Origin of the sequence: uncultured Streptococcus sp. (genome assembly GCF_963518475.1) — a bacterium.
Lineage (GTDB): Bacteria > Bacillota > Bacilli > Lactobacillales > Streptococcaceae > Streptococcus.
Genome location: NZ_CAUQJA010000006.1, coordinates 41,582 through 63,980, shown reverse-complemented (window position 1 = coordinate 63,980; position 22,399 = coordinate 41,582). Strand labels below are relative to the sequence as shown.

Below are 22,399 nucleotides of genomic sequence, written 5' to 3'. Positions count from 1 at the left end.
GAGAGGTTATAGATGTTTACAAAACTTTTTAAGAAAAAACAAGACAATAGTGATGTATTTAAGAAGCTAATTCATCGACTATCTGATATGTCTGTCCAAGATCTTGAAAAAATAGACCGACTGCTAGATATCATTTTCACTCCAAATCAAGAAACCGAACAACTAAAAACAGAAGCAACTTATAGAGAAGAAACTTTGGAGGATACATTAAAGGAAGCTAAGAATCAACTTCATAAGGAACAATTGGAGAAGAATTTAGAGAGATTTAGGAAAGATGGAAGGAAGTGAATCGTTTTATAAAATTTTCTTTTACTTGAATAAAGTCTTGTGTTATACTTTTAGTATAGACTAGAGAAGGAAGTAAATATTTTGGAGTTGACTACCAAGCAGGAAAAGCAACTAGGTCAGACGCAGTGGTTTCATGCGACATTGTTACGACATTTAGAATCCTTAAAAAAAGGAATCGATGTTCAATTTAATTTAGGGAGTGAGCTAGATTTTGGACCTGGTTTCTATATTACGCCTGACTTTGAACAAGCTAGAAAATTTATTAACAAGCAAGTTGAAGTATTAAATCGAAGCACCTCTAATAATAATATTTTTGACTCAGAAGAAGAAGTAGGAATTATAGTAGAATTTCGTATTTCAAATTTTATAGAAATTTTTAAGAACCCTGACTATCATTGTCACTATTTTGCAAAACATAAAAAGTCAGAGTCAGATTTAGATTTTGCGGAATTTGTCGTTCAAAATCGGGAAAATCCAGATGAATTACAACACCATTTTGATTTTATCTATGGTGTTCAGACTGATGACAATCCAACCCAAGCTTTAGCTCGTTTTCGTCAGAATGAAATTACAAAAGAAGAAATGCTTGCTGAGTTTAGAAAACCCTATTCTTTTAAACAATTATCCATTCACAACCAATCTTTTTGTGATATAATGAAAATAGAGAAAGTTTATCAATCAAAGACAGGAGAGGAGTTACAAAAATGGCAGTAGTATCGTTGGAAAATAATATTAAACTATATAGTTCAGAATTATTTCAAGCACTATTAAAAGCCTCTAATTATAAATTGGATGAGCGTATTGCTCAGACTGTTGCAGAAGGCTATGCTCGTAATCTAGATTATTCTGATCCTGAACTGATGCATGTTGGTGTAACTTCGGTTGCTAACAACCTGCTTACAAAAATTAAACAAGAGTATTTTATTGTATAGTATTTTGAAAAGCCACCGAAAAAGAATGACTCTTTAAGGTGGCTTTTTTAGAAGTAAAGTTTAGGCTAGAAAAACAACAAACAACGCACCAATTTTGGTGCGTTCTGCTTTTTTATGCTATAATGGATTTAGAAAAATAAAGGAGTTTGCCATGATTGGAAAGAACATAAAATCCTTACGTAAAACACATGACTTAACACAACCCGAATTTGCACGGATTGTAGGTATTTCACGAAATAGTCTGAGTCGTTATGAAAATGGAACGAGTTCAGTCTCTACCGAATTAATAGACATCATTTGTCAGAAGTTTAATGTATCTTATGTCGATATTGTAGGAGAAGATAAAATGCTGAATCCTGTTGAAGATTATGAATTGACTTTAAAAATTGAAATTGTGAAAGAAAGAGGAGCTAATCTATTATCTCGACTCTATCGTTATCAAGATAGCCAGGGAATTAGCATTGATGATGAATCTAATCCTTGGATTTTAATGAGTGATGATCTATCTGACTTGATTCATACGAATATCTATTTAGTAGAAAATTTTGATGAAATAGAGAGGTATAGCGGCTATTTGGATGGAATTGAACGTATGTTAGAGATATCTGAAAAACGGATGGTAGCCTAATGGGAATCCAAGATTATACTGATAGTCAATTTAAACAGGCTTTAGCAAGGAACCTTCGCTCACTGACAAGAGGAAAAAAGTCCAGTAAGCAACCTATAGCGATTTTACTTGGAGGACAAAGTGGTGCTGGTAAGACTACAATTCATCGTATTAAACAGAAGGAATTTCAAGGAAATATTGTTATCATAGATGGCGATAGTTTTCGTTCTCAGCATCCACACTATTTAGAGCTTCAGCAAGAATATGGCAAAGATAGTGTTGAATACACCAAAGATTTTGCAGGGAAAATGGTAGAGTCTTTAGTAACCGAATTGAGTCATTTGGGATACAATCTTTTGATAGAGGGAACCTTACGAACAATTGATGTTCCAAAGAAAACAGCACAACTCTTGAAAAATAAGGGATATGAAGTACAATTAGCCTTAATTGCAACAAAGCCTAAGCTATCCTATCTAAGCACTCTTATTCGATACGAAGAACTGTACGCTATCAATCCAAATCAAGCACGCGCAACTCCAAAAGAACATCATGATTTCATTGTAAATCATCTAGTTGATAATACACGACAATTGGAAGAACTAGCTATCTTTGAAAGAATTCAAATTTATCAACGAGATAGAAGTTGTGTACATGATTCAAGAGAAGATAAAATTTCAGCAGCAGATATTCTTCAAGAGTTACTGTTTGGGGAGTGGAGTCAGGTAGAGAAAGAGATGCTTAAATCTGGAGAAGAAAGATTTAAAGATTTAACTAATTGAAATAGTTGTTAGAACACAAATTTTAAAATATAGTCTACTTATAACTTTTGTTAGTTGTTTAATTAAGGTGGGCGAAAATTTTTTAGAACCAAAAAACGCATAATCTCAGGTGTTGAAAAACTAGAAATTATGCGTTTTCTTGTGGGAAGATTTACTCCATTTTCTTCAGGAATTGAGATTTTGCCCATCTCTTTTTATTATATTTAAGGATATTTGAAAGATATATTTTAGAAAAACAATTATGGAGTTCTTAAATACAGAATATATTATAAATGCTGATTCAAAGTGAAGTTTTATATGTTTTTTGATTTTGTTGAGCATAAAATCTATTAACTAAATTCGAACTACAAAAATTAATTTTAGATGAACTAAACTGTAGGCTTTGGAAAGTTCTCTTATTCGATTTCAGAACGAATCGCTGATACAGGATTAAAAGAACTAAGTATTTCTTTTTGTTTTGAATGAGATACGTGAGTATAGATTTGTGTGATTGATATAGAACTGTGTCCAAGAATTTGTTGAATGTATCGAATATCTACATCATTATCTAGAAGCATTGTCGCAAAGCTATGTCTAAACATATGTGGTGTAATAGTTTTAGATAAGCTATTTTGTTCAACGATTCTCTTTATAACTAAACGTACACTTTGCTCTGACAATGGTTTAAGAGAATGTTTCCCTGGAAACAAGAAATCATTTGATTCATTTCTTGTTTTATTTATATATGTTTCTAATAAATTGAATGTTTTTTGATCTCCTAAAAATAGGATACGTTCTTTCTTACCCTTTCCTATAATATGGAGTGTCTTATTGGAAAGATTAATATCTTTGAGATGAATGTGGCAAAGTTCAGAAATTCTGATGCCTGTTGAAAGTAAAAGTGAAATAATTAGTAGATTTCTTTCAGCGTGTTGTTTTTGATAATCAGTTTTAGATAGAGCTACTCTCTGCTCTAAATATAAAAAAATACTTTTCAGAATGTCATACGGAATCGTTTTAGGCAATATTTTTTCAGTTCTAAATTGAAAACGCAATTGATTGAAGGGGTTCTCTTCAATCATGTTCTGGTATTTTAGATAGTTATAAAACACCTTCATACAAGCAATTTTTCTTCTTAATGTATTCGTTTTTATGTTAGATTGTGTCAAGTGTTCTATATAGGATTCGACATTATCATAGTCTGAGTTATAAAATTGCATAAGATCATTCTTATAAGCGCGAATTGTGTGTGAACTCAAACGCTTATGAGTTTTGCAATAATCTAAGTAAGTAGAAATAAGTTTATAATCCATAAAAATCTCCTTTATCAATAATCATGCTATTATAAACCTATTTGGGTGCTTTGTATAGCGATAATAAATAGTTATCGGTAGGAGAGATATATTTTGGAAGATAGGGTATTTTTTTGTTTTTCAGGTAAAGATAGATTAGTTTATGCTCAGTCTCTAAATTTTCATTTAAAAAATTTAGGAATTGAAGTGTGGTACGATTATGAAAAACTGTATCTAGGAGATGACGGTGACTATGTCAATATTGAAGAGGGAGTAGAACAATCTAAGATATTTTTACTTTTTATTTCAACACAATTATTTCAAAGTACAGGAGCAATGTTAGAATTAGATGCAATTAAAACCAAAATTGATAAACATCAAGAAATAGTAATCATTCCCATTCTTTGCGAGATAACCAGTAGCCAAATTCCTAAGAAATACAATTGGATTTCTAAGTATATATATGGAGAAATGAAACTTGATATTTCTAGCGGAACCTATGATTTATCAATTGATATACTAAAACGTTTACTATACGAACAATTAAAGTCAGTAGAAATAAAAAATCTACTGACTTTAGAAAATATAACAACAGATAAATTTATCAATGCTATTATTGATAAATATAATTATATTGATAAAAATTGTTTTAGCATTAGAATCACAATGCTGTATACATTGATTTTATATTGTTTAGAAAAATACAATATTAATGATAATATTTCATATTATAGTAGTAGCTTCATTTTTAATAAAGTTAAATTTAATATTCAGCCAACTTTAAAAGAAATAGCTTGTATGGAATCAATTATACTGGTATTAATCAATAAAATTGAAGGATATTTCTTCAATAATATGTAATACTAATTCCGCTAGTTTGTCTGGACTATTTTCCGAACATAATTTCTCAATATAATTTTCTAAATAAGGGTATTCAGTTATACTTGATTTTATTTTCTCCCCTAACTCTGCTGCAGCAAATCCAGTGCTAGCAATTGGAATGATATAATTTCCTTGTTCTTTCGAAATTTTAATTTCTTCCCAAACACCCCTAGAAGTGACAATGTCACCTTTACTATTGATTGCCTGACCATACATAACAATGGTAAACTTTGTATCCGATATCAGATTTCGTCTATAAGACGTATCCTCATCTAAACTCATATCGTGAGCGAATGGTCGCATAATTAAACGTTTTTCAATATTAGCCTCATTAATTGAGTAAAGTTTTTGTATGCTGGAACCGGAAATGTAATAGCCAATGTTCTTTCCAAATCCAGTAACTATATTGTATCCTCCGTCAATTAGTTTTTCAACTAAAGATTTCGAAAGGTTATAGGCTCTAGTCTCCTCTAGTGCATCATCTAAACTACCTGAGATATAAATATTTTTACTAATTGTTTTTTCTTTTATTTCCCTCAAAATTTCTTTAATGTCTTCGGGAGTTTGGACCAACAAAACTTTTATGTTGTACCTTTTTCCTAAATCATCTATAAAAAGTTGAAAATTTTTATCCCCAGGCTTATCTATCATAATTGTATAGAATGCTTTATTATTCTTACCTATGTAACTGTGTAGCTTTTGAATAGATTTTAGAACGATATCATCAGTAAAACTATAACCAATAAATAAAAAAGTATTAGTGACTAACTCTCTTTGAAAAAAACTTAAAAATAACTCATGATTAAGGTAATAGTTTTCAATATCAGATTTTGAAATAACAATTTTTGAAATACTACCTATATCTCCGTTAAGCTTGAATATATTTACTCTATTTTTCAAACTAACAGAACCTAAGTCTTGTTCATCATGAATACTATTAATATTTATTTTTTGATACTCAAAATTCTTCTCTATTACTTTATCAAAATTAGTTGTCCAAATTGATTTGAAACCAATTTGGACAATTATTTTTATTAGTTCGCTTTCATAATCAAATTTGTTAATTTTATGATTTATTAGTGAATATAATTCTCGCTCACTATACTCATTAATAAAATATTGAGCAAGTTGAAAATAGTCTGTGATACTACTAATATCGAGTCCTAATTTTTCGGCACATGGGGTTAGAAGTTCTTTCCAAGTTGGAAAATGAGCATCTAAACTACTTCCTGCACCTAAAAATAATGATAATTCTCCATCATTAAAAGAGTCACTTATTTTTGTAATAAAACTTTTTCTATCCAAAATATATCTCTCCTACCGATAACTATTTATTATCACTAGTATACCATAAATTCATTTTTAGTTGTTTGATTTGTATAATGATTTTTTAGTTAAAATTAGATGATATTGGCCAACTATAAATTAAAATACTGTTTTGAAATTATATCGAATACTTTTGAGTCAATTACAAACTTACAACAACTAGAGAATTGTGTAGTTTGAAGGAAATAAGTACAAGTTTATTAGAAAAGTAGCATTTTATAGGATTATCACGAAAAATTCTAATTTTAGAATTATACTTTCTATTAATTTAGAACATGTTTTTTTATTTTTAAATGTTATAATAGTGTTATCAAGTAAAAGGAGCATACTATAATTGGTAACAATATAAAATTATACGAAAGACACATGGCCTGACAAAAACAGATTTGCTCGAATTGTATAAATTTTAGGCAATAGCCCTTAGCTGTTATAAAAACGGAACAAGTACCATTTCAACAGAATTCATAGACACTATTTGCCAGGAACAGTTATAAAAACTGAGTAAAGGAGTCGGAGAGTTGGTCAAGGAAGTGGAGAAAGAATTTCAAGTGGAAGTGAAAAGATTGAAGGAGTTTCATGGTAGTCACTAAGCATTTTGCGACACACGGAAAAAAATATCGTAGGCGTTTAATTAAGTATATCCTCAATCCTGATAAAGCGGACAATTTGAAATTAGTATCTGATTTTGGTATGAGCAATTACTTAGATTTTCCTAGCTATGAAGAGATGGTAGAAATGTACAATGTCAACTTTACCAATAACGACAAGTTGTACGAATACAGAAATGACCGACAAGAAAAACACCAATAAAATATTCCTGCCCACCATCTGATCCAATCATTTTCTCCTGATGATAATCTAACACCAGAAGAAATCAATCACATTGGATATGAGACTATGATGGAGTTGACAGGAGGACGTTTTCGTTTCATCGTAGCAACTTACACAGAAGTGTGAGTACTGAAATTGATACATTTTTTTATGATTTTGTTTTTGAAATTACGAATAGTAAGTTGGATAGTTTTGATTGTTTTTTCAAAAATTTCATGCTAGAATATTCTTAGTAATTTAAAACCTTCTGGTATCGGGGAATAGGGGTTCGACTCCCCTCCCCATCATTTGCTGCTAACCGATGTTTCAGACTCCACTACCTTTATTCTATTGTGTGTAGAAGTAGCAATAGAAATCCTCATAGACTTAGTGAGTGATTGGCTATTCAATGTATTGAATGATATGGAGGGCAAGTTTATGGCTATAATAATTTCGTCAGGTTTTAAATTTATGTGTCTCGTTGCAGCGGTGGGGAGCTTCGGTAGCGTTTATGCAGGGCTAGCGAGACACTACAGAAGGGCATTATAAAAGGAATGCCTTTCTGTAGTGTCCCCAAGATTGGAGTTGTTATGACAGATTCTATTATTTCTAACGCAATAAAAACAAGTATAGATCGCCCTAAATATGAGGGTTTTGATGCATGTGCTGACATTACTTTTGAATTGTTAAATGGAGAAAAAAATAAACTGATTGAAAAGATATCTTCAGGTAGTTACCTCACTTCTGAGGAGCAGTATTTTTTAGTAAAACTTGAATCTATTATAAACACTCTCAACGATGAATATAACGGATTTTGCTTTTGATTTTAAAGTATCTTAGTATAAATCGGAAAAATTGCACCCCCTTTTCTATAATCGTTAAAAAGTGTATCCTATCATAGGCCACTCGAAAGGGTGGTTTTGTATTAGGTTCTTAATGTGAAAAAAATCACATTAAAATTTGTATAATGGTAAGGTAGGCTTTTAGAAAGGAGGTAAATCATGGCTAGAAGGAAAATAAGAATAATTACTCAGAAGCAAGAGACTTTCCGTCAGGCTTTTGAGAATGAACTATTTGTTGAAGACTAATGTAAATTATTTAGTAGTTTATTTAGCATGGAGGATTACTGATGAAGAGAAGAAGGTTCGCAGAAGTAAATTTCTATACTACAGATTGGCCAATAGATACTGATCAAGATATGAGTGATGGATTTTATTTTGCAAAAGATAATTGGGACGATTACGGATTTAAAACAACATATCAAGTAGTGGCTTGTTTTGAGGGGGAAAAGAACGACTTAGGGAATATTAACATCACAGTTTATCCATACTCTTCAAGTGATGTGATATCTTTTGACAAAATTAAAAAGAATTTACACTCTCAAAATATAATATCTTTAGGAAATTTAGAATATTATAGATTTCTCAATAATATTTTTGATGAAAAAGATAGAATAGAGTATTTAAAAATATTAGGAGACCTTGCATTTGATGATGAAAAATTAGAAGAATTATATAATAACCCTAATTTTCAGACGATATTCAGTTGGGCACATAAAAAGGACGTAATCAGAGATTCTTTTTTTAGAAATAATAATTATAATGAAGTTATTGATCAGTTCCATCGAGTTACTCTAGGTGGAAGTTATCAGGATAAATATGAAGTTAATCTGATTAATCTTAATGAAGAGGAAATTTTTAAATTCAATGTTGATCCTAATTCTAAAATCCCCACTTCAATGTATTCTATTATCGGAAATAATGGTAGTGGCAAAACTAATTTTTTGAAACAAATTATAAGTTTTTATCATTATCAAAAAAATGGAAGTTTACTAGATAATGCTGAAGAAAAATTATATTCTGATAGGTCGAATCTTAATCAATTTAATTCATTAGTTTGTTTTTCGTATAGTCCATTTGATTCGGGTTTTAAAAAAGAAGACTCAGATATTTATAAATTTATAGGAATAAATTTTTCGAATACTGAAGATCTAAGCGAAATTATTGCAAAAGATATTCATAAATTGTTCACTGAAGTAGGCAAAAGATACCGTACAAAGTTAGGAAATATTATAAAAAAATTTTCTTTTGATCCATGGTTTTTACAAATTGAACACGCTATTGATATGGAAAATTTCAGTTTAGAAGATGTGAAGAAATTAAGCTCAGGACAAAAGATTATCCTTCTAAATTTATTAAATCTAATTATTTATGTTTCAGAAAAAACTTTTGTGATTATTGATGAACCCGAACTATTTCTACATCCACCATTATTAAAAGCTTATATACGGGCGATAGATGAAATTATAAGCGATGCCAATGGAGTTTGTTTATTAGCGACCCATTCTGCTATTGTGCTTCAAGAACTGGCTCACATCAATATTAGGAAGATAGTACGGAATTTTGATAACAATCAAAATCGAATTGAGTCAATTTCAATTAAAACTTTTGGAGAAAGCATTAGTTATATTAATAATGCGATTTTTGGTACAGATCTTAGGAACACTGGATTTTACAAATTTATAGTGGATTTAATTAAGGAAGATAAAACTGAACTAGATAAAATTGATTTTATCTTTGGAAGCGAAGCATTACTAGTAAAGAAATTTGAAGAGGTTAGTGATGAAGAAAATTAGTTCACCAAGCTTTTGTATAGCAAATGTAATTGATGAAATAGTTGGATACATGGAACAAAATCAAGGTAATAATAAATCTGGTATTATTAGGAAGCTTCATGAATCCAATTGTCTTTTACCATACTTCAATAAAATTGAAAGCGACTATCTTGAGGCTGGTGAAAATTTACAATCTTTGATTTCTAAATTAGAGCAATCAGATGAAGTTTTGGGAATTGAAAAATCAAAAATGAAAGAACTATACAAGACGTTTTACTCTTCAGAAAGTTCATTTAGGAGAGACTTGTACAAACTTACACCTAGATGTTGTCCAATTTGTGATGCCGAATGGGGTTATGCAACACATACTTTAGATCATATTTTACCAGAATCAATCTTTCCACAATTTGCTATCTTACCAATTAACTTAGTTTCAACGTGTTATAGGTGTAATCATTCAAAAAATTCGATTGTAGGCTATTCAGAAAATCAGGGAGTTTTAAATCCGTATTTTAATTCTGTAAATTTGTTACCATACTTGAAATGTTATACATATATCAAAGGTGACGATTTTATTACGCATATCCAATTAAAGAACGAGTCAGTTGTCGGACTTGATCCATTGAAATATCAAAGATTGAGATTCTTTTACGAGGAAGTTTATAAATTGAATGAAACTTATAGTGAAGTAGCACGTGTAAGTGTTTTGAATAGCCTCATTGATACGCTTTCAGAATTAGGGAATGTAACAAATGATTTTATTAAGGGGTATTTTCAATCTCTTATTATGGATGATAAAGAAGATTTAATTTTAAAGGGAGTTGTCACATTAGAATTCTTAAAAGTTTTAGTTTTAGAATCTCTTCAAGACTTGGAGGTTGAAGCGTATGATTTAATTAACAGAATGCTTCAAGAAAGACGACAAATGAGTGAAGTACAGGATATATTTTAAAATCGAGAGAGCGTTCAGCTCTCTTTTTCTTACTCCCATTTTCAATTTTTGTGATAACTTCCCCAAATTTCTTCTGCTATACTTTTCTCAACTTTAAAAATCCAGCTAAGATTTTTCACTGGGGGTTTGGGGGCGAAGGCCACCAAGTTATCTTATCGTTGGCTGTCAAAACTAGGAGGTTTTGGTTGGTTGGCGATATGATTTTTGGGATATTGTGGACACAATATCTGAGCTCGCAAAGACCGAACAAGAAGCAAGTGAGGTCTTTAGGAAGCGTACTGACAATGTGAGGTAGACTTACACTGTCAGACAAGTAGAATGTTGAAGGGATATCAGAATGGGACAAGAAATTAAGTCAATCCGAAAGCAATTTAGAATTACGAGACAAGAAGAAAAACAGATAAAAGAAATGATGAGGGAACAAAAAGTGGATAGTTTCTCAGAATTTCTTCGTCAGAATTTATTGAAAAAGAATTATCAGGATAGAATTTTTGAAAGTTGGTTCTCTCTTTGGAACTCTCAAAAGTTTGAACAGATTAGTCGAGATGTGCATGAAGTTCTGGTTGTCGCAAGAGAAAATCATCAAGTGACTCAAGAGCACGTCTCAATCTTATTGACTTGTGTTCAAGAATTGATTGCAGAAGTGAATCAAGTGCAGCCACTCAGTCGTGAGTTCCGTGAAAAATATATGGGTTAGGAGGATGTAATGGTTTATCGCTATCGTACCAATCTCAAAAAAGTATTTCTAACTGATCCAGAATTACACCAATTGAATGAACGGATTGCTAAGAGCAATTGTCAAAATTTCTCAGTCTATGCCAGAAAAGTTTTGCTTAATCCCAATATGTCATTTGTCACGATTAACACTGATACTTATGACCAGTTAGTTTTTGAATTGAGACGGATTGGAAATAACATCAACCAAATTGCGCGTGCGATTAATCAAAGCCATCTGATTTCTCAGGACCAATTACAAGAATTGAGTAAAGGAGTCGGAGAGTTAATTAAGGAAGTGGACAAAGAATTTCAAGTGGAGGTGAAAAGACTGAAGGAGTTTCATGGTAGTTACTAAACACTTTGCGACGCACGGAAAAAAATATCGTAGGCGTTTGATTAAGTATATCCTCAATCCCGATAAAACAGATGATTTGAAATTGGTATCTGATTTTGGCATGAGCAATTACTTGGACTTCCCTAGTCATGCAGAAATGGTAGAGATGTACAATGTCAACTTCACCAATAATGACAAGTTGTACGAATCCAGAAACGACCGACAAGAAAAACACCAACAAACTATTCATGCTCATCACCTCATTCAATCATTTTCTCCTGAAGATAATCTGACACCTGAAGAAATTAACCGCATTGGTTATGAGACCATGATGGAATTGACAGGAGGTCGTTTTAAGTTCATCGTAGCAACTCACACAGACAAAGATCATGTTCATAATCACATCCTAATCAACGCTATTGACCGCAATTCAGATAAAAAGTTGACATGGAACTATGCCTTGGAACGAAACCTCCGTATGATTTCAGACCGTATTTCTAAAGTGGCTGGGGCGAAAATTATTGAGAAGAGTTTTTCTTACCGTGACTATCAAAAATATAGGCAGTCTAGTCATAAATTTGAATTAAAGCAACGTCTTTATTTTTTGCTGCAGCAATCTAAATCGTTTGATGATTTTTTAGAGAAAGCAAGGCAGTTGCATGTTCAGATTGATTTTAGTCAAAAGCATAGCCGTTTTTTGATGACAGATAGAACGATGATAAAACCAATTCGAGGACGCCAACTCAGCAAACGAGATCTATATGATGAAGAATTTTTTAGAACGCATTTTGCTAAGCAAGAGATTGAAAGTCGTTTAGAATTTTTGTTGAACCGTGTCAATTCTTTAGAAGAGTTAATAACAAAAGCAAAAGAATTGAATCTAACCATTGACTTAAAACAAAAAAATGTAACTTTTATCCTGGAAGAAGATAATCAAAAGATAAGTTTGGGTCATCAAAAAATAAGTGATAAGAAATTATATGATGTCAAATTTTTTCAAGATTATTTTAAAAATAAGGAAGTCATTGCTTCAGAAGGATTAGAGAATTTACAGGAACAGTACCATGCTTTCCAAGAAGAACGAGATAAGGATAAAGTATCCACTGAAGAGATTGAGGAAGCCTTTGAGACATTTAAGGAAAAACGAGATGCCATTCACGAATTTGAAGTGGAACTTGCAGAACATCAAATTGAGAAGCTAGTTGATGAGGGCGTCTATATCAAGGTGGCTTTCGGTGTCAAACAGAGCGGTCTTATTTTCATTCCTAATTATCAGCTAGATATTATTGAAGAAGACAATCAGAAAAAATATAAAGTCTATATCCGAGAGACAACCTCATATTTTGTCTATAACAAAGAACATTCGGATAAGAATCAGTATATTAAAGGGCGAACCTTGATTAGACAGTTAACCAACGATAGTCGAGTAATACCATACAGAAGACCGACTGTTGATCGACTTCAAGAAAAGATTTCTGAGATTAATCTCTTGATTGAGTTGACAGAGACAGACAAAAAATACCAGGACATCAAAGACGAACTGGTTGCAGAAATAGCAGAGCTAGACATCAAACTGACTCAAACAAATGAAAAAATCGCCACCTTAAACAAGATGGCGGAAGTGCTTATCAATTTGAAGAGTGAAGATCCAAATAGTCGAAAACTAGCAAGGTATGACTTTTCAAAACTAAATTTAACAGAATCAATTACACTAGAGCAAGTGACTGAAGAAATAAGAGTATTACAAGAGGAGCTAGGTCATTATCTTTATGAGTATGAAAGACTGATTATAATATTGGAAGAATTTGTAAAAATGTTAAATATTACTACTAATAATCCTAATCCAAAATTTCAAGAGAATATTTTGATGGACTAATCTCTATAATTGACATAGTGGTATAAAATATTTGATAACTAAAGACTAGACTGGTATACAAATAGTGACAAGAGCACCGTTCTCAAAATTACTCAAATTTACTTCTCCGCCATGAATTTTCGCTACCCGATTAACAAATGCTAATCCAATTCCGAAATGACTTCCTTGCTCTGAATTTGTTGCCTGTTTGTCTTGAAAGTATAGTAACCCATATTTCTCGAGTATATTCTCCGAAAATGAAGAATTGCTATTCCATATGGAAATATAAAATTTATTATCTATTAACTTATAGTCTACTCTTATTAATGGAGAATTACTTTTGGAATGGTCAATTGCATTATTAATAATATTTAGGATTGCTCGTAGGAATAGGTTTAAATTAAGTGTTAAATTAATAGTGATTGGTAGATTATTGGAAAATTGGATTTTAGCCTTTTTATCAGTAATTAACTTAATTTCTTGTTCAAATAATTCAAGTAAGTAATCCGAAGAGAAACTCTCCCAATTAGAACTATCATTATAGAATGTTTTAGAGTAATTAATTAGCTGATTAAAGTATCTATTAAGTTGTTGGCTAGCAATTTCGATATCTCCTAAACATTGACCAATATTTCCAGTAATATCCATAGATTGTAAAAATTGAGCATTTCCTTGAATAATTGTTAAAGGTGTCTTCAAATCATGTGCTGCAGCTGAGACTTGAAACATCAATTCCTTTTTTTGCTGTTTTTCAGATTGAATCATTTTTTTAATCGTTGACTGCATTTCCTGAATTTTTTGTCTTGTTTCAATCAGTTCAATCAAAGTTAATTTAGCTGGGGCTTGTTCATTTATATCAACCAATAGACTTTGATTATAAACAATATTTGTTTCTTGCTTTATCTTTTCTAGAAGGTTGCTAATATTTTTAGCAATAATAGAAAATAAAATTAGACTAATATAAATCCAAGAAATCGTGCTGAAATAGATAGTAAATGCACCTGCATTTTTTTCAGTAATATTAGTAAAAGCAGTAAATAACAATGGTAGCAAATAAAATAGAAAAAGACTAATAAGAAATTGTCTTAAAATCTTAAAATATGTTTGTTTAATTAGTTGGTTAAAAGTCAGAGCGTTATCCACTGATAACCACCTCCCCAGATTGTTTTAATTGGATTAATTTCATAAGGTTTTAATTTTTGCCTGATTTGGTATACATACTCTGTAATAGACCTTCCCAGTGTTTCAGAATCATGAGGGTAAAGATAATCAAAGAGTTCGTCATTTGAAAATATTCTATTCGGATTGCTGGAAAGCAACAAAATTAATTGGAATTCTCTTTTTGTAGTTGGAATATGTATATCCGAAATTCTAAGTTCTTCTTTAGTTTTATCAATTGCCAGAGGTCCAAATTGTAGAATCTCACTAGAATGATTATTGCGCACTTCTCGACGGATATGCATCTGTACTCTAGCTACTAGTTCAGGTATGCTAAATGGTTTTGTAATATAGTCATCTGCACCGGACTGTATACCATATACAATATCCTCTTCTAAATTTTTGGCTGTTAAAAATATGATTGGAACAGAAATAAATTCTCGGATATACTTACAGATTTCAATTCCATCGTGGGGCATCATAATATCTAAAATAATTAAATCATAGCCGATAAAATGACAGATATCAATTTCTGGAATAGCAGTCCGCGTATCGACGACAAAGTTTTTATTCTCTAGAACATTTTGAATAAGTCTTAAAATGGCAATATCATCATCTATGACTAGGACTTTATATTTCATAATTGTCTCTCCTTTTAAAATATATTCTAATTATACCATGTTTACCCTCAAGTAATGATATAGAATAATAATAATCTAAATAATAAATACTTCTTATGGAAATTATAGTAGATTAAAATAAGATATGAACAAATCTATTAAGAAAGTCAAATTCATTTCTAGAAATGTTTTAGCAGTTGCGGCGTACTATTCTAACTTCAATCTACTATAGTATATGACAATACGATAATCTGGAATCAAAAAAATTACCTAGAAATCAGAAATTCTGATATTTTTCTGATATTTGTTTTGTAGAATATGAAATGTAGATGATAACTTATCATCTACCCTAATAGTAACTATTAGGGATTAGGAATTATTCTATAGCATGTTTTTCTGAGAGTAGTTCAAAACTCCAAATCAGTAATATATGTGGTAAGTTAAATCAATTTGCTCAGGATTTAGCAGGTAAACATAGTTGTTACTCGATTGAAATTGCTATAGGGTAATATGAATAATAGGAAGGAGAATGTTATGTACCAAAAACCAACTATTACAAAAATCGGTAGCTATCGAACTTTGACAAATGGTGCAGGCACTGCACGTGAACGTGATTTACTTGGCTTTCGTGCGTTGATTGTTATTCACTGGCCATGGTTGTAATCGAAAAATATAGATAATGAGCGGAGGGTGAGCAACTCCGCTTATTGTTTATATCATTGGTATAAAACATAAATCGTTATGAAAGTTAATATTATTGTAGAAAAAAATCAAGTTATTACTGCTGATATGTTGGTAGACGAACTGATTAATTTAAATAAAGTTAATGTATATACTGCTGATAATTTATTAATGGTAGTTAAACATCACAATGATTCTGAGGAAATTAGTAATTTTTTAGCAAGAGAAGATTTGAACTTTGAAATGATTGAGAATAATCTCAGTAAATTAAAAAAACATACATCTTTTATAGCAGTTACAAAAGAGAATCACCTTATAGCCAGTGGGGACTTTAATAATTGTAATCCAATATATTATCTAGAAAGAAATGATGAATTATTTGTTTCATTCCATCCTGAATTAATTTCTAATCTTACAAAGCAAAAATTTAATAAAACTTATTTTGCCTTACGTATCGTAAACTTTGAGACTATATATCCATTTAGTGAGTTAACACCATGGGAGAATATAAAACTTCTAAATAGTCGAAAAATGCTTGTAGTTTTAAAAGGTCAGATTAGTCAGGTATTTCCTTTTAGAAGTAACGGTGGTAATAAAAGGATCTCTGAAGTAGCAGTAGAATTACGTCAAAATGTAAAGGATGTATTACAGAAAAATTTGGGAAAACAAATCAGAATAAGTGCAGATTTATCAGGCGGCTTAGATTCTACTTCTCTTTGCTATTTTTGTAAGGATTTAGGAGTAGAGTTGAATACAATTTTTCTATCTCCAGAGGATGGCGCTGATAGTGATGCTATATGGTCAGAACGAGCAAGTAAGGAGGTTTCGGCAGAGCATACGGTTTTACCGTATAGTAGCACAATTACTCTAAACTCTTTAAATCCTTTAGATATATATAAAGCACTCCCATTTGGTCCGTCAGAATCGTTTCGCTATATAAGTCTAGCTAGGAAAATTATAGAAATTGGGCTAAAAAACGATATTGGTATGCATATAAATGGTCATGGTGGTGATGAGCTATTTGGTCCCCTATCTACTATGGCTTGGTCCTTGTATCATTCTAATTACCCGAATCGCATAAAAAATTTATATGGATTTGCAAGATTAAATAAGTTCAATCTTTTTAAATTTTTTAAGTCATTGGTTGATAATGAAAGTTTATCTGATAATTTGAGATGTTTAGAATGTCGAGAAATCGAACAGATTGATTTTGATATAAAGTATAGTTCTCAATGGGTTCCAAAACCATCAGTTGCAAATTTTGTAACCCAAACAGCAAGAGATCTAATTACAAGTTGTGCAAGTTCATATGCTGAACAAAATATTGAACCATATTCGGATGATAAATCTATTCATAGAATTCTTGAAGAAGTTGAAGCTCATAGTCTTTTACAGAGAGATTTGAATGCAATGGTGCCGAATGATAAGTCATTTAGATTTCTTAGCCCGTATACAGCATATGACATCGTGGAGTCAGCATTACAATATAATATAGATGAAAGATTTAATGCAAAAGTAACTAAACCTATGTTGGCTGAGATAAGATCAGAATCTATGTCACTTGAATACTTTAAGCGAAGAGATAAAGGGGAGTATACCAAATCAACCTTTACGGAATACAATAATCGTAAGAATATGTTACAAAAAATCTTTTCTGAAGAATGTTTGATTTATAAGTTAGGGTTGGTAGACAAGAGAAAGTTATTACAATCGCTAAATAAATTTAGTGCTGATGGAGAACAGTTAGAAAACATTATGAGGATTCAAATCATTGAATACTGGCTGAGAGGTTATTGTGAAAGTGGTGGTATATATGAAATATAAGTTATCGTCAAATCTTAATATTAGTAAGACAGATGATGGTGGTAGTATAGTTTTAAATTCTAATGATGGACAGTATTACCATCTTGATCAATTAACTACGAATTTTTTAGGTCTGTTAATTGAAGGTGTTTCATTTGAAGAATTTTGTAAAAATATTTCTATCCGTTACTCCGTTAAATTATCGCAAGTTATGGAAGATTATAAAGAGATATTAGAGAAACTTCAGAAATTACAGATTTTGGAGGTGGCTAAATGAGCTCGCCAGTTAGAATGGAAAAGAGAACGAAATTATCATTTAAAAATAAAATTACAGCATTTTTTTGTGCCAATGTATCGTTTTTTTTAATTAGATTACCTCCTAAGAAACTATCTAAAATTATTGAGAAATTAAGTAAAAGGACTCAAAGTGCTACTCCAGCGGAAGTAGAACAATGGCGCACATATATAAATTCAATTAATGTTAGATGTGCAGGGAATGGTTGTCTACAAAGATCCGTAGCAGTTATGCTGTGGGGAATAATAGCTAGGCGAACTCCTGATTGGATTTCGGGATTTCAGGTATCACCATTTATAGCCCATGCATGGGTTGAAATTGATGGGAAACCCATTGGTGAAGAAATCGATTTATCTAAATTTCAAAAAATTATATTTGTAAAAGGTGGAAAAGATAAATGATACAAATTGAGAAAATTAGCAAAGGTTTTAGCAGTAAGAGTGTTCTTTCAGAAGTTTCGTTTACAGCAAAAAAGGGAGAAATAACGGCATTAATTGGGCCAAATGGGTCTGGTAAATCAACTTTAATAAAAATATTGCTTGGCTTGATTTCGTCAGATGAAGGCAGAGCGACTTTTGATGGAAAAAATTATGAAGAATTGGGGGAATACCCCTTCAGATATGTAGGAGCATTTCTAGATAGTTTTCAACCCAATCCAACAAGGACGGCCTATAATCACTTGAGGTGGATTGCTTTAACTAGTGGTATAGATAAGCAGAGATGTTTAGAATGTTTAAAAATAGTTGGTCTTCAGGATGTTGGCAATAAAAAGATAAAAGACTACTCACTTGGAATGAAGCAAAGGCTGGGGCTGGCTACGGCTATTTTAGCGAATCCTAAAATACTTATTTTGGATGAACCAATTAATGGACTTGATCCAGATGGAATTAGATGGGTTAGAGAGTTTCTAAGAGAATTTGTAAGAGACGATAAAATAGTTTTAATCACAAGCCACTATATGAATGAGTTAGAACTTACGGTTGATAAAATTGTAGGATTATCTAATGGTAAGGTAGTCATTGATGGTAGCAGTAAAGATGTTCTTGAAGAATATGGCTCTTTTGAGGAAGCATATTTTAAGTCTGTTACAAGTTAGATGGGGGTAATGATTTATGAAAAATACTCGTAGTGAACTATACAAAATATTATCATTGCCACTTTTTTGGAGGGGTGTAGCAATTGTGATTGGAATCACTATATTCTTTACCTTTCAAAATATTCAAGTCATTAATGCGATAGCAAATGGTAATACAGAGATTCTTATGCTTGAAGATACGACTAGTCAATTAACGGAGTTTCAAACAGTAAGAGATGCTGTATTGTCTTCCCCTTATCAATCTAGTATTCTATTTTTTCCAATCTTATTTGCACTGATTCTATCTACGGAGTACAAATTTGGTCAGGAATCATTAACTAAATTATTAACACCAAAATGGCAGACGATTTTAACAGGTCAGATTTGTTCTGGAATTATTGTAGCCAGTACGTTGACAGTTGCTCTATCCCTAATAAATAGTGCAATGCTCTATGTGATGTTAGATGAAACATTGCAAAATTATCTTAGCCTAGGTCTTGTTTTAGAAGTGACGTTAAGAATCATTATCTTTGCCATAACATTGACATTGCTTTCAATGTTTTTAGTAAAAATAACAAGAAAGCCTATTCCCTCTGTCATTGTTATTGTAAGTATTCTTATTATAACTTTATCAGGCATATTGAAAGTCGTTTCTCCGACACTTGAAAATTTATTACCCCTAATAGGTGCAAAGTCATTTGTATTTGGAAGAGTAGAAAATAACAATCCTTCGGAAATGTATGGTTTATTATTATTATTATCTCAAGCATCAATAGTAACTATTTTGATGTATATTAAAGGTTGGTATAAAAATCAGAAGGACAAGAAATATGGATGAAATAGTATATGCTCTTATTTATAAAAAATATAGTTTGAATGCAGTGAAAATACAAATTTTAAGTCATTTATTGCTTATTCTATTTACATGTATTCTTAGTTTGATAACATTTGAAATCAATGGAAGTTATATTGTGTTATCAATTAATCAAATTTTGGCAATTACATCTTATTTATTTATGATTGGTGGACTGATAAATGGATCTATAGAAGTCGAGAATCCAGAATCTAAAATAGTCTATTTATTAACCGGAAACAAAAAAAGCAGTACACAAAAAATCATTATTGTTGAATTGATAGATTGTGTATTACAAGCAATTCTATCATTCTTAGTTATCGCAATCTTCTTCATTTTTAAAGGAAGTATTAAAGAAGTTAACGTAATACAGTTTTTTTCTTATCTATTTAGTAGCGTTTTGTGTTTCTTCATTGCATATTATTTAACTTTATTTTTTAAGAGTTCGATGACAGCGATAGCTACTTTGCTACTATTTCCAATATTAGTTATACCCTATATTGAGCGTGTATTTCCTGGAGTATTACCATTCATTTATTATGAAACTATTTCTGAAAGTTTTAAAATATCAGCAGTATCTGATAGTCATATCATATTGTTATTGTGGAATTTGATTTTACTCCTATTAATTTATTTGAAAGTCAAAAAGAGGTTGAAAAATGAATAGTCAAAAACATTCAGAAGTCACGTTCGGGGAATTTTTAACATTACTAAAACCTTATAAAATAGCTATAAGTATTGCTTTGATTATTGCACTGATTTCGTCAACATTATCAATTTTTCAACCAATACTTCTTTCAAAAATTATTGACAATATTAACGATAACATTTTAGGACAAACTGTAATATTTTTCTCCATAATAGTATTGTTATCTGCAATCCTTAACTCAATTAAGCAGTATATATTGGAGAGTATTAGTGAAAATTTAGTGAGTAGTTTACGAATTCAAATTGTAAATCGATCAATAAAATATAAGATTGAAGTATTTGATACTAAAAAGATTGGGGATTTGGCATCAATCTTGAGTGCGGATACAGCCCAGCTAAGGGGGATTTTGAGCCAAGGAATAGTAGAATTAATATCACAAACATTTACAATGATATTTGCATTAATTATGATGTTTTATCTTGATATTCAATTATTTGGTGTATCTTTGTTAGCCGTACTCTCTCTTTTAATTTGTGGCTTATTGCTTGGAAAAAAAACTAGACCGATTGCAAAGGATTTACAAGAAATAGTTGGAGAGTTATCCTCTGAGTTAGAACGAACTTTGCGGGGGATTAGAACTATTCGAGCATTTTTATCAGAAGTTGTTTTTATTGAAAGAATGAGTAGTGTTGTAACTAATGCGACAAAAATTGGTAAAAAAGTAGCTATTTTTAAATCGATTATAAGTGGCTTTTCCAATATAGCACTACAAATAATGCTAATAATAATTATTGGAATTGGTTCAATTAGAGTTGCTACAGGGATTATATCTATTGGAAATCTAAGTGCCTTTATAATGTATGTAATGCTAGTACTGACTCCAGCTGCAATGCTAGGAGGAGTATTGTCATCAATAAATGAAGGGTTAGGAGCTTATTCTAGGATTAAACTTGCATTGGAACTTCCGATAGAAGATGATGTAAATTCTTTAAATGTTCTTGATAAAAAATCGAATCTAGTTTTGCAAATTAAAAATTTAACCTTTAAATATAATGGCAATTCTGACAAAAATATTCTAAACAAGATTAATATTTCAGTTAATGGTCCGGGAGTGACAGCATTAGTTGGACCATCTGGTTCAGGAAAAACAACAATATTTGAACTTATTGAAAGATTTTATGATTCAGATAATGGGTCAATAGAATTGTATGGAAATAATATTTATGATTTGCCAATTAAAGTTCTTCGTTCAAAGATAACCTTTGTGGAACAAAATGCTTCAATCTTTTCTGGAACAGTACTAGAGAATCTACAAATAGCTAATAAGAATGTTTCAAGATTTGACTGCTTGTATGCACTTAATTTAGTTAATCTTTTTCAGGATATTCCTGAGGACGAAATACTAGATAGGGTAATAGGGGAGTCTGGACTCACTTTGAGTGGTGGTGAACAACAAAGGTTATCGTTAGCTAGGGCTTTAATTTCTCCGAATGACATAATATTATTGGATGAGAGTACATCGAATTTAGATAGTATAAACGAGTCAAAAATACAACAAGTAATTAAAGATTTATCTAGTAAGAAAACTGTTTTAATAATTGCTCATAGATTATCTACTATTCAAAACGCTGATTCAATTTATTTAATAAGAGAAGGAGAAGTGCATGACTTCGGTACTCATCAAGAACTATTATCAAGGAATAAACTCTATAAAGAATTGGTTGAAACTCAGTTTATTAATAAAGGAGCGTGAAAGTCAGCAAATTAATAGAATTAAGCTTTAGACGATTTTTTCAGTAAACCAATTAGGATTTAAGAAAAACTCAAAAATCAATGGGCCTTGATCAACGATAAAAATCAATAGGGTGAATCAATATTTTCGACATATTTTATATATG

24 protein-coding genes and 2 pseudogenes are annotated in these 22,399 nt (G+C 31.0%); 22 read left to right on the top strand and 4 right to left on the bottom strand.

All coding sequences use genetic code 11. The annotated features are described in order from the left end of the window. Nucleotides 1–12: 12 nt before the first annotated feature. From RYK12_RS03715 to pezT, 5 genes are all read left to right on the top strand, one after another. Nucleotides 13–288, top strand: a complete 276-nt coding sequence (locus tag RYK12_RS03715; protein ID WP_084924405.1) for a hypothetical protein — start codon at nucleotides 13–15, stop codon at nucleotides 286–288. A gap of 81 nt (nucleotides 289–369) precedes the next feature. Next, nucleotides 370–1,002, top strand: coding sequence for a DUF3990 domain-containing protein (locus tag RYK12_RS03710; protein WP_084924406.1), 633 nt, complete (start codon nucleotides 370–372; stop codon nucleotides 1,000–1,002). After that, nucleotides 993–1,220 (top strand): hypothetical protein, encoded by a 228-nt coding sequence (locus tag RYK12_RS03705; protein WP_000301902.1) that lies wholly within the window; start codon nucleotides 993–995, stop codon nucleotides 1,218–1,220. The genes RYK12_RS03710 and RYK12_RS03705 overlap by 10 nt, the downstream gene beginning before the upstream one ends. A gap of 151 nt (nucleotides 1,221–1,371) precedes the next feature. Further along, nucleotides 1,372–1,848, top strand: coding sequence for a type II toxin-antitoxin system antitoxin PezA (gene pezA, locus RYK12_RS03700; protein WP_020903357.1), 477 nt, complete (start codon nucleotides 1,372–1,374; stop codon nucleotides 1,846–1,848). Then, nucleotides 1,848–2,606: a type II toxin-antitoxin system toxin PezT gene (gene pezT / locus RYK12_RS03695; RefSeq protein ID WP_314847027.1), complete on the top strand. Its 759-nt coding sequence runs from the start codon at nucleotides 1,848–1,850 to the stop codon at nucleotides 2,604–2,606. Before pezA ends, pezT begins: the two co-directional genes overlap by 1 nt. A gap of 395 nt (nucleotides 2,607–3,001) precedes the next feature. Here pezT and RYK12_RS03690 read toward each other — a convergent pair whose 3' ends face one another. Next, nucleotides 3,002–3,898: a tyrosine-type recombinase/integrase gene (locus RYK12_RS03690; RefSeq protein WP_084924409.1), complete on the bottom strand. Its 897-nt coding sequence runs from the start codon at nucleotides 3,896–3,898 to the stop codon at nucleotides 3,002–3,004. Between the two features lie 93 nt (nucleotides 3,899–3,991). Between RYK12_RS03690 and RYK12_RS03685 the strand changes: the two genes are divergently transcribed. After that, nucleotides 3,992–4,738, top strand: coding sequence for a toll/interleukin-1 receptor domain-containing protein (locus RYK12_RS03685; protein ID WP_158086036.1), 747 nt, complete (start codon nucleotides 3,992–3,994; stop codon nucleotides 4,736–4,738). On the opposite strand, the gene RYK12_RS03680 is transcribed toward RYK12_RS03685, so the two are convergent. Then, nucleotides 4,697–6,064, bottom strand: a complete 1,368-nt coding sequence (locus tag RYK12_RS03680; RefSeq protein WP_084924412.1) for an SIR2 family protein — start codon at nucleotides 6,062–6,064, stop codon at nucleotides 4,697–4,699. The genes RYK12_RS03685 and RYK12_RS03680 overlap by 42 nt on opposite strands. Before the next feature lie 515 nt (nucleotides 6,065–6,579). Here RYK12_RS03680 and RYK12_RS03675 point away from each other — a divergent pair. From RYK12_RS03675 to RYK12_RS03640, 8 genes and pseudogenes are all read left to right on the top strand, one after another. Then, nucleotides 6,580–6,675 (top strand): annotated as a pseudogene (locus RYK12_RS03675) (plasmid mobilization relaxosome protein MobC); the annotation flags it as partial. Further along, a pseudogene (locus tag RYK12_RS03670) lies at nucleotides 6,662–7,036 on the top strand (relaxase/mobilization nuclease domain-containing protein); the annotation flags it as partial. The pseudogenes RYK12_RS03675 and RYK12_RS03670, both read left to right, overlap by 14 nt. Nucleotides 7,037–7,485: 449 nt before the next feature. Beyond that, nucleotides 7,486–7,719, top strand: coding sequence for a hypothetical protein (locus tag RYK12_RS03665; RefSeq protein ID WP_075228612.1), 234 nt, complete (start codon nucleotides 7,486–7,488; stop codon nucleotides 7,717–7,719). A gap of 305 nt (nucleotides 7,720–8,024) precedes the next feature. Continuing rightward, nucleotides 8,025–9,530, top strand: a complete 1,506-nt coding sequence (locus RYK12_RS03660; RefSeq protein WP_050243436.1) for an AAA family ATPase — start codon at nucleotides 8,025–8,027, stop codon at nucleotides 9,528–9,530. Beyond that, the gene (locus RYK12_RS03655) at nucleotides 9,517–10,461 is read left to right on the top strand and encodes an HNH endonuclease (RefSeq protein WP_050243434.1); all 945 of its coding nucleotides are present in this window, start codon (nucleotides 9,517–9,519) and stop codon (nucleotides 10,459–10,461) included. Before RYK12_RS03660 ends, RYK12_RS03655 begins: the two co-directional genes overlap by 14 nt. 337 nt (nucleotides 10,462–10,798) lie before the next feature. After that, complete coding sequence (locus RYK12_RS03650) at nucleotides 10,799–11,158, top strand: SAG1252 family conjugative relaxosome accessory protein (protein WP_314847019.1); 360 nt, start codon at nucleotides 10,799–10,801, stop codon at nucleotides 11,156–11,158. Nucleotides 11,159–11,167: 9 nt separating this feature from the next. Beyond that, nucleotides 11,168–11,533 (top strand): plasmid mobilization relaxosome protein MobC, encoded by a 366-nt coding sequence (mobC, locus tag RYK12_RS03645; RefSeq protein ID WP_000263039.1) that lies wholly within the window; start codon nucleotides 11,168–11,170, stop codon nucleotides 11,531–11,533. Beyond that, nucleotides 11,520–13,388, top strand: a complete 1,869-nt coding sequence (locus RYK12_RS03640; protein ID WP_314847016.1) for an SAG1250 family conjugative relaxase — start codon at nucleotides 11,520–11,522, stop codon at nucleotides 13,386–13,388. Before mobC ends, RYK12_RS03640 begins: the two co-directional genes overlap by 14 nt. A 45-nt stretch (nucleotides 13,389–13,433) precedes the next feature. Here RYK12_RS03640 and RYK12_RS03635 read toward each other — a convergent pair whose 3' ends face one another. Further along, nucleotides 13,434–14,510, bottom strand: coding sequence for a sensor histidine kinase KdpD (locus tag RYK12_RS03635; RefSeq protein WP_049544690.1), 1,077 nt, complete (start codon nucleotides 14,508–14,510; stop codon nucleotides 13,434–13,436). Continuing rightward, nucleotides 14,495–15,166, bottom strand: a complete 672-nt coding sequence (locus tag RYK12_RS03630) for a response regulator transcription factor (RefSeq protein WP_049544692.1) — start codon at nucleotides 15,164–15,166, stop codon at nucleotides 14,495–14,497. The genes RYK12_RS03635 and RYK12_RS03630 overlap by 16 nt, the downstream gene beginning before the upstream one ends. Before the next feature lie 489 nt (nucleotides 15,167–15,655). Here RYK12_RS03630 and RYK12_RS03625 point away from each other — a divergent pair, with 489 nt between their 5' ends. From RYK12_RS03625 to RYK12_RS03590, 8 genes are all read left to right on the top strand, one after another. Next, a complete protein-coding gene (locus tag RYK12_RS03625; protein ID WP_142358205.1) occupies nucleotides 15,656–15,808 on the top strand; it encodes a lasso RiPP family leader peptide-containing protein in 153 nt (50 codons plus the stop codon). Nucleotides 15,809–15,886: 78 nt separating this feature from the next. Further along, nucleotides 15,887–17,650, top strand: a complete 1,764-nt coding sequence (locus tag RYK12_RS03620) for an asparagine synthase C-terminal domain-containing protein (RefSeq protein WP_084924415.1) — start codon at nucleotides 15,887–15,889, stop codon at nucleotides 17,648–17,650. Continuing rightward, nucleotides 17,640–17,906 carry a PqqD family peptide modification chaperone gene (locus RYK12_RS03615; RefSeq protein ID WP_049544694.1) on the top strand — a complete coding sequence of 89 codons (267 nt, stop codon included), beginning with the start codon at nucleotides 17,640–17,642 and terminating at the stop codon, nucleotides 17,904–17,906. Before RYK12_RS03620 ends, RYK12_RS03615 begins: the two co-directional genes overlap by 11 nt. Further along, entirely contained in the window at nucleotides 17,903–18,325 is a 423-nt protein-coding gene (locus tag RYK12_RS03610) for a lasso peptide biosynthesis B2 protein (RefSeq protein WP_049544695.1), read from the top strand. Before RYK12_RS03615 ends, RYK12_RS03610 begins: the two co-directional genes overlap by 4 nt. Continuing rightward, nucleotides 18,322–19,020: an ABC transporter ATP-binding protein gene (locus RYK12_RS03605; RefSeq protein WP_049544696.1), complete on the top strand. Its 699-nt coding sequence runs from the start codon at nucleotides 18,322–18,324 to the stop codon at nucleotides 19,018–19,020. The genes RYK12_RS03610 and RYK12_RS03605 overlap by 4 nt, the downstream gene beginning before the upstream one ends. A gap of 16 nt (nucleotides 19,021–19,036) precedes the next feature. After that, on the top strand, nucleotides 19,037–19,837 hold the full coding sequence (locus RYK12_RS03600) for a hypothetical protein (protein WP_049544698.1): 801 nt from the start codon (nucleotides 19,037–19,039) through the stop codon (nucleotides 19,835–19,837). Continuing rightward, the gene (locus RYK12_RS03595; RefSeq protein WP_049544699.1) at nucleotides 19,830–20,519 is read left to right on the top strand and encodes a hypothetical protein; all 690 of its coding nucleotides are present in this window, start codon (nucleotides 19,830–19,832) and stop codon (nucleotides 20,517–20,519) included. Before RYK12_RS03600 ends, RYK12_RS03595 begins: the two co-directional genes overlap by 8 nt. Beyond that, a complete protein-coding gene (locus tag RYK12_RS03590) occupies nucleotides 20,512–22,254 on the top strand; it encodes an ABC transporter ATP-binding protein (protein ID WP_049544701.1) in 1,743 nt (580 codons plus the stop codon). Before RYK12_RS03595 ends, RYK12_RS03590 begins: the two co-directional genes overlap by 8 nt. Nucleotides 22,255–22,399 lie beyond the last annotated feature (145 nt).

Coding starts and splice junctions, on each gene's coding strand:
- RYK12_RS03610 (WP_049544695.1), top strand. CDS start 17,903: ATGAGCTCGCCAGTTAGAATGGAAAAGAGAACGAAATTATCATTTAAA.
- pezA (WP_020903357.1), top strand. CDS start 1,372: ATGATTGGAAAGAACATAAAATCCTTACGTAAAACACATGACTTAACA.
- RYK12_RS03650 (WP_314847019.1), top strand. CDS start 10,799: ATGGGACAAGAAATTAAGTCAATCCGAAAGCAATTTAGAATTACGAGA.
- RYK12_RS03665 (WP_075228612.1), top strand. CDS start 7,486: ATGACAGATTCTATTATTTCTAACGCAATAAAAACAAGTATAGATCGC.
- RYK12_RS03595 (WP_049544699.1), top strand. CDS start 19,830: ATGGATGAAATAGTATATGCTCTTATTTATAAAAAATATAGTTTGAAT.
- RYK12_RS03630 (WP_049544692.1), bottom strand. CDS start 15,166: ATGAAATATAAAGTCCTAGTCATAGATGATGATATTGCCATTTTAAGA.
- RYK12_RS03640 (WP_314847016.1), top strand. CDS start 11,520: ATGGTAGTTACTAAACACTTTGCGACGCACGGAAAAAAATATCGTAGG.
- RYK12_RS03655 (WP_050243434.1), top strand. CDS start 9,517: ATGAAGAAAATTAGTTCACCAAGCTTTTGTATAGCAAATGTAATTGAT.
- RYK12_RS03590 (WP_049544701.1), top strand. CDS start 20,512: ATGAATAGTCAAAAACATTCAGAAGTCACGTTCGGGGAATTTTTAACA.
- RYK12_RS03615 (WP_049544694.1), top strand. CDS start 17,640: ATGAAATATAAGTTATCGTCAAATCTTAATATTAGTAAGACAGATGAT.
- RYK12_RS03605 (WP_049544696.1), top strand. CDS start 18,322: ATGATACAAATTGAGAAAATTAGCAAAGGTTTTAGCAGTAAGAGTGTT.
- pezT (WP_314847027.1), top strand. CDS start 1,848: ATGGGAATCCAAGATTATACTGATAGTCAATTTAAACAGGCTTTAGCA.
- RYK12_RS03690 (WP_084924409.1), bottom strand. CDS start 3,898: ATGGATTATAAACTTATTTCTACTTACTTAGATTATTGCAAAACTCAT.
- RYK12_RS03620 (WP_084924415.1), top strand. CDS start 15,887: ATGAAAGTTAATATTATTGTAGAAAAAAATCAAGTTATTACTGCTGAT.
- mobC (WP_000263039.1), top strand. CDS start 11,168: ATGGTTTATCGCTATCGTACCAATCTCAAAAAAGTATTTCTAACTGAT.
- RYK12_RS03625 (WP_142358205.1), top strand. CDS start 15,656: ATGAATAATAGGAAGGAGAATGTTATGTACCAAAAACCAACTATTACA.
- RYK12_RS03705 (WP_000301902.1), top strand. CDS start 993: ATGGCAGTAGTATCGTTGGAAAATAATATTAAACTATATAGTTCAGAA.
- RYK12_RS03715 (WP_084924405.1), top strand. CDS start 13: ATGTTTACAAAACTTTTTAAGAAAAAACAAGACAATAGTGATGTATTT.
- RYK12_RS03660 (WP_050243436.1), top strand. CDS start 8,025: ATGAAGAGAAGAAGGTTCGCAGAAGTAAATTTCTATACTACAGATTGG.
- RYK12_RS03600 (WP_049544698.1), top strand. CDS start 19,037: ATGAAAAATACTCGTAGTGAACTATACAAAATATTATCATTGCCACTT.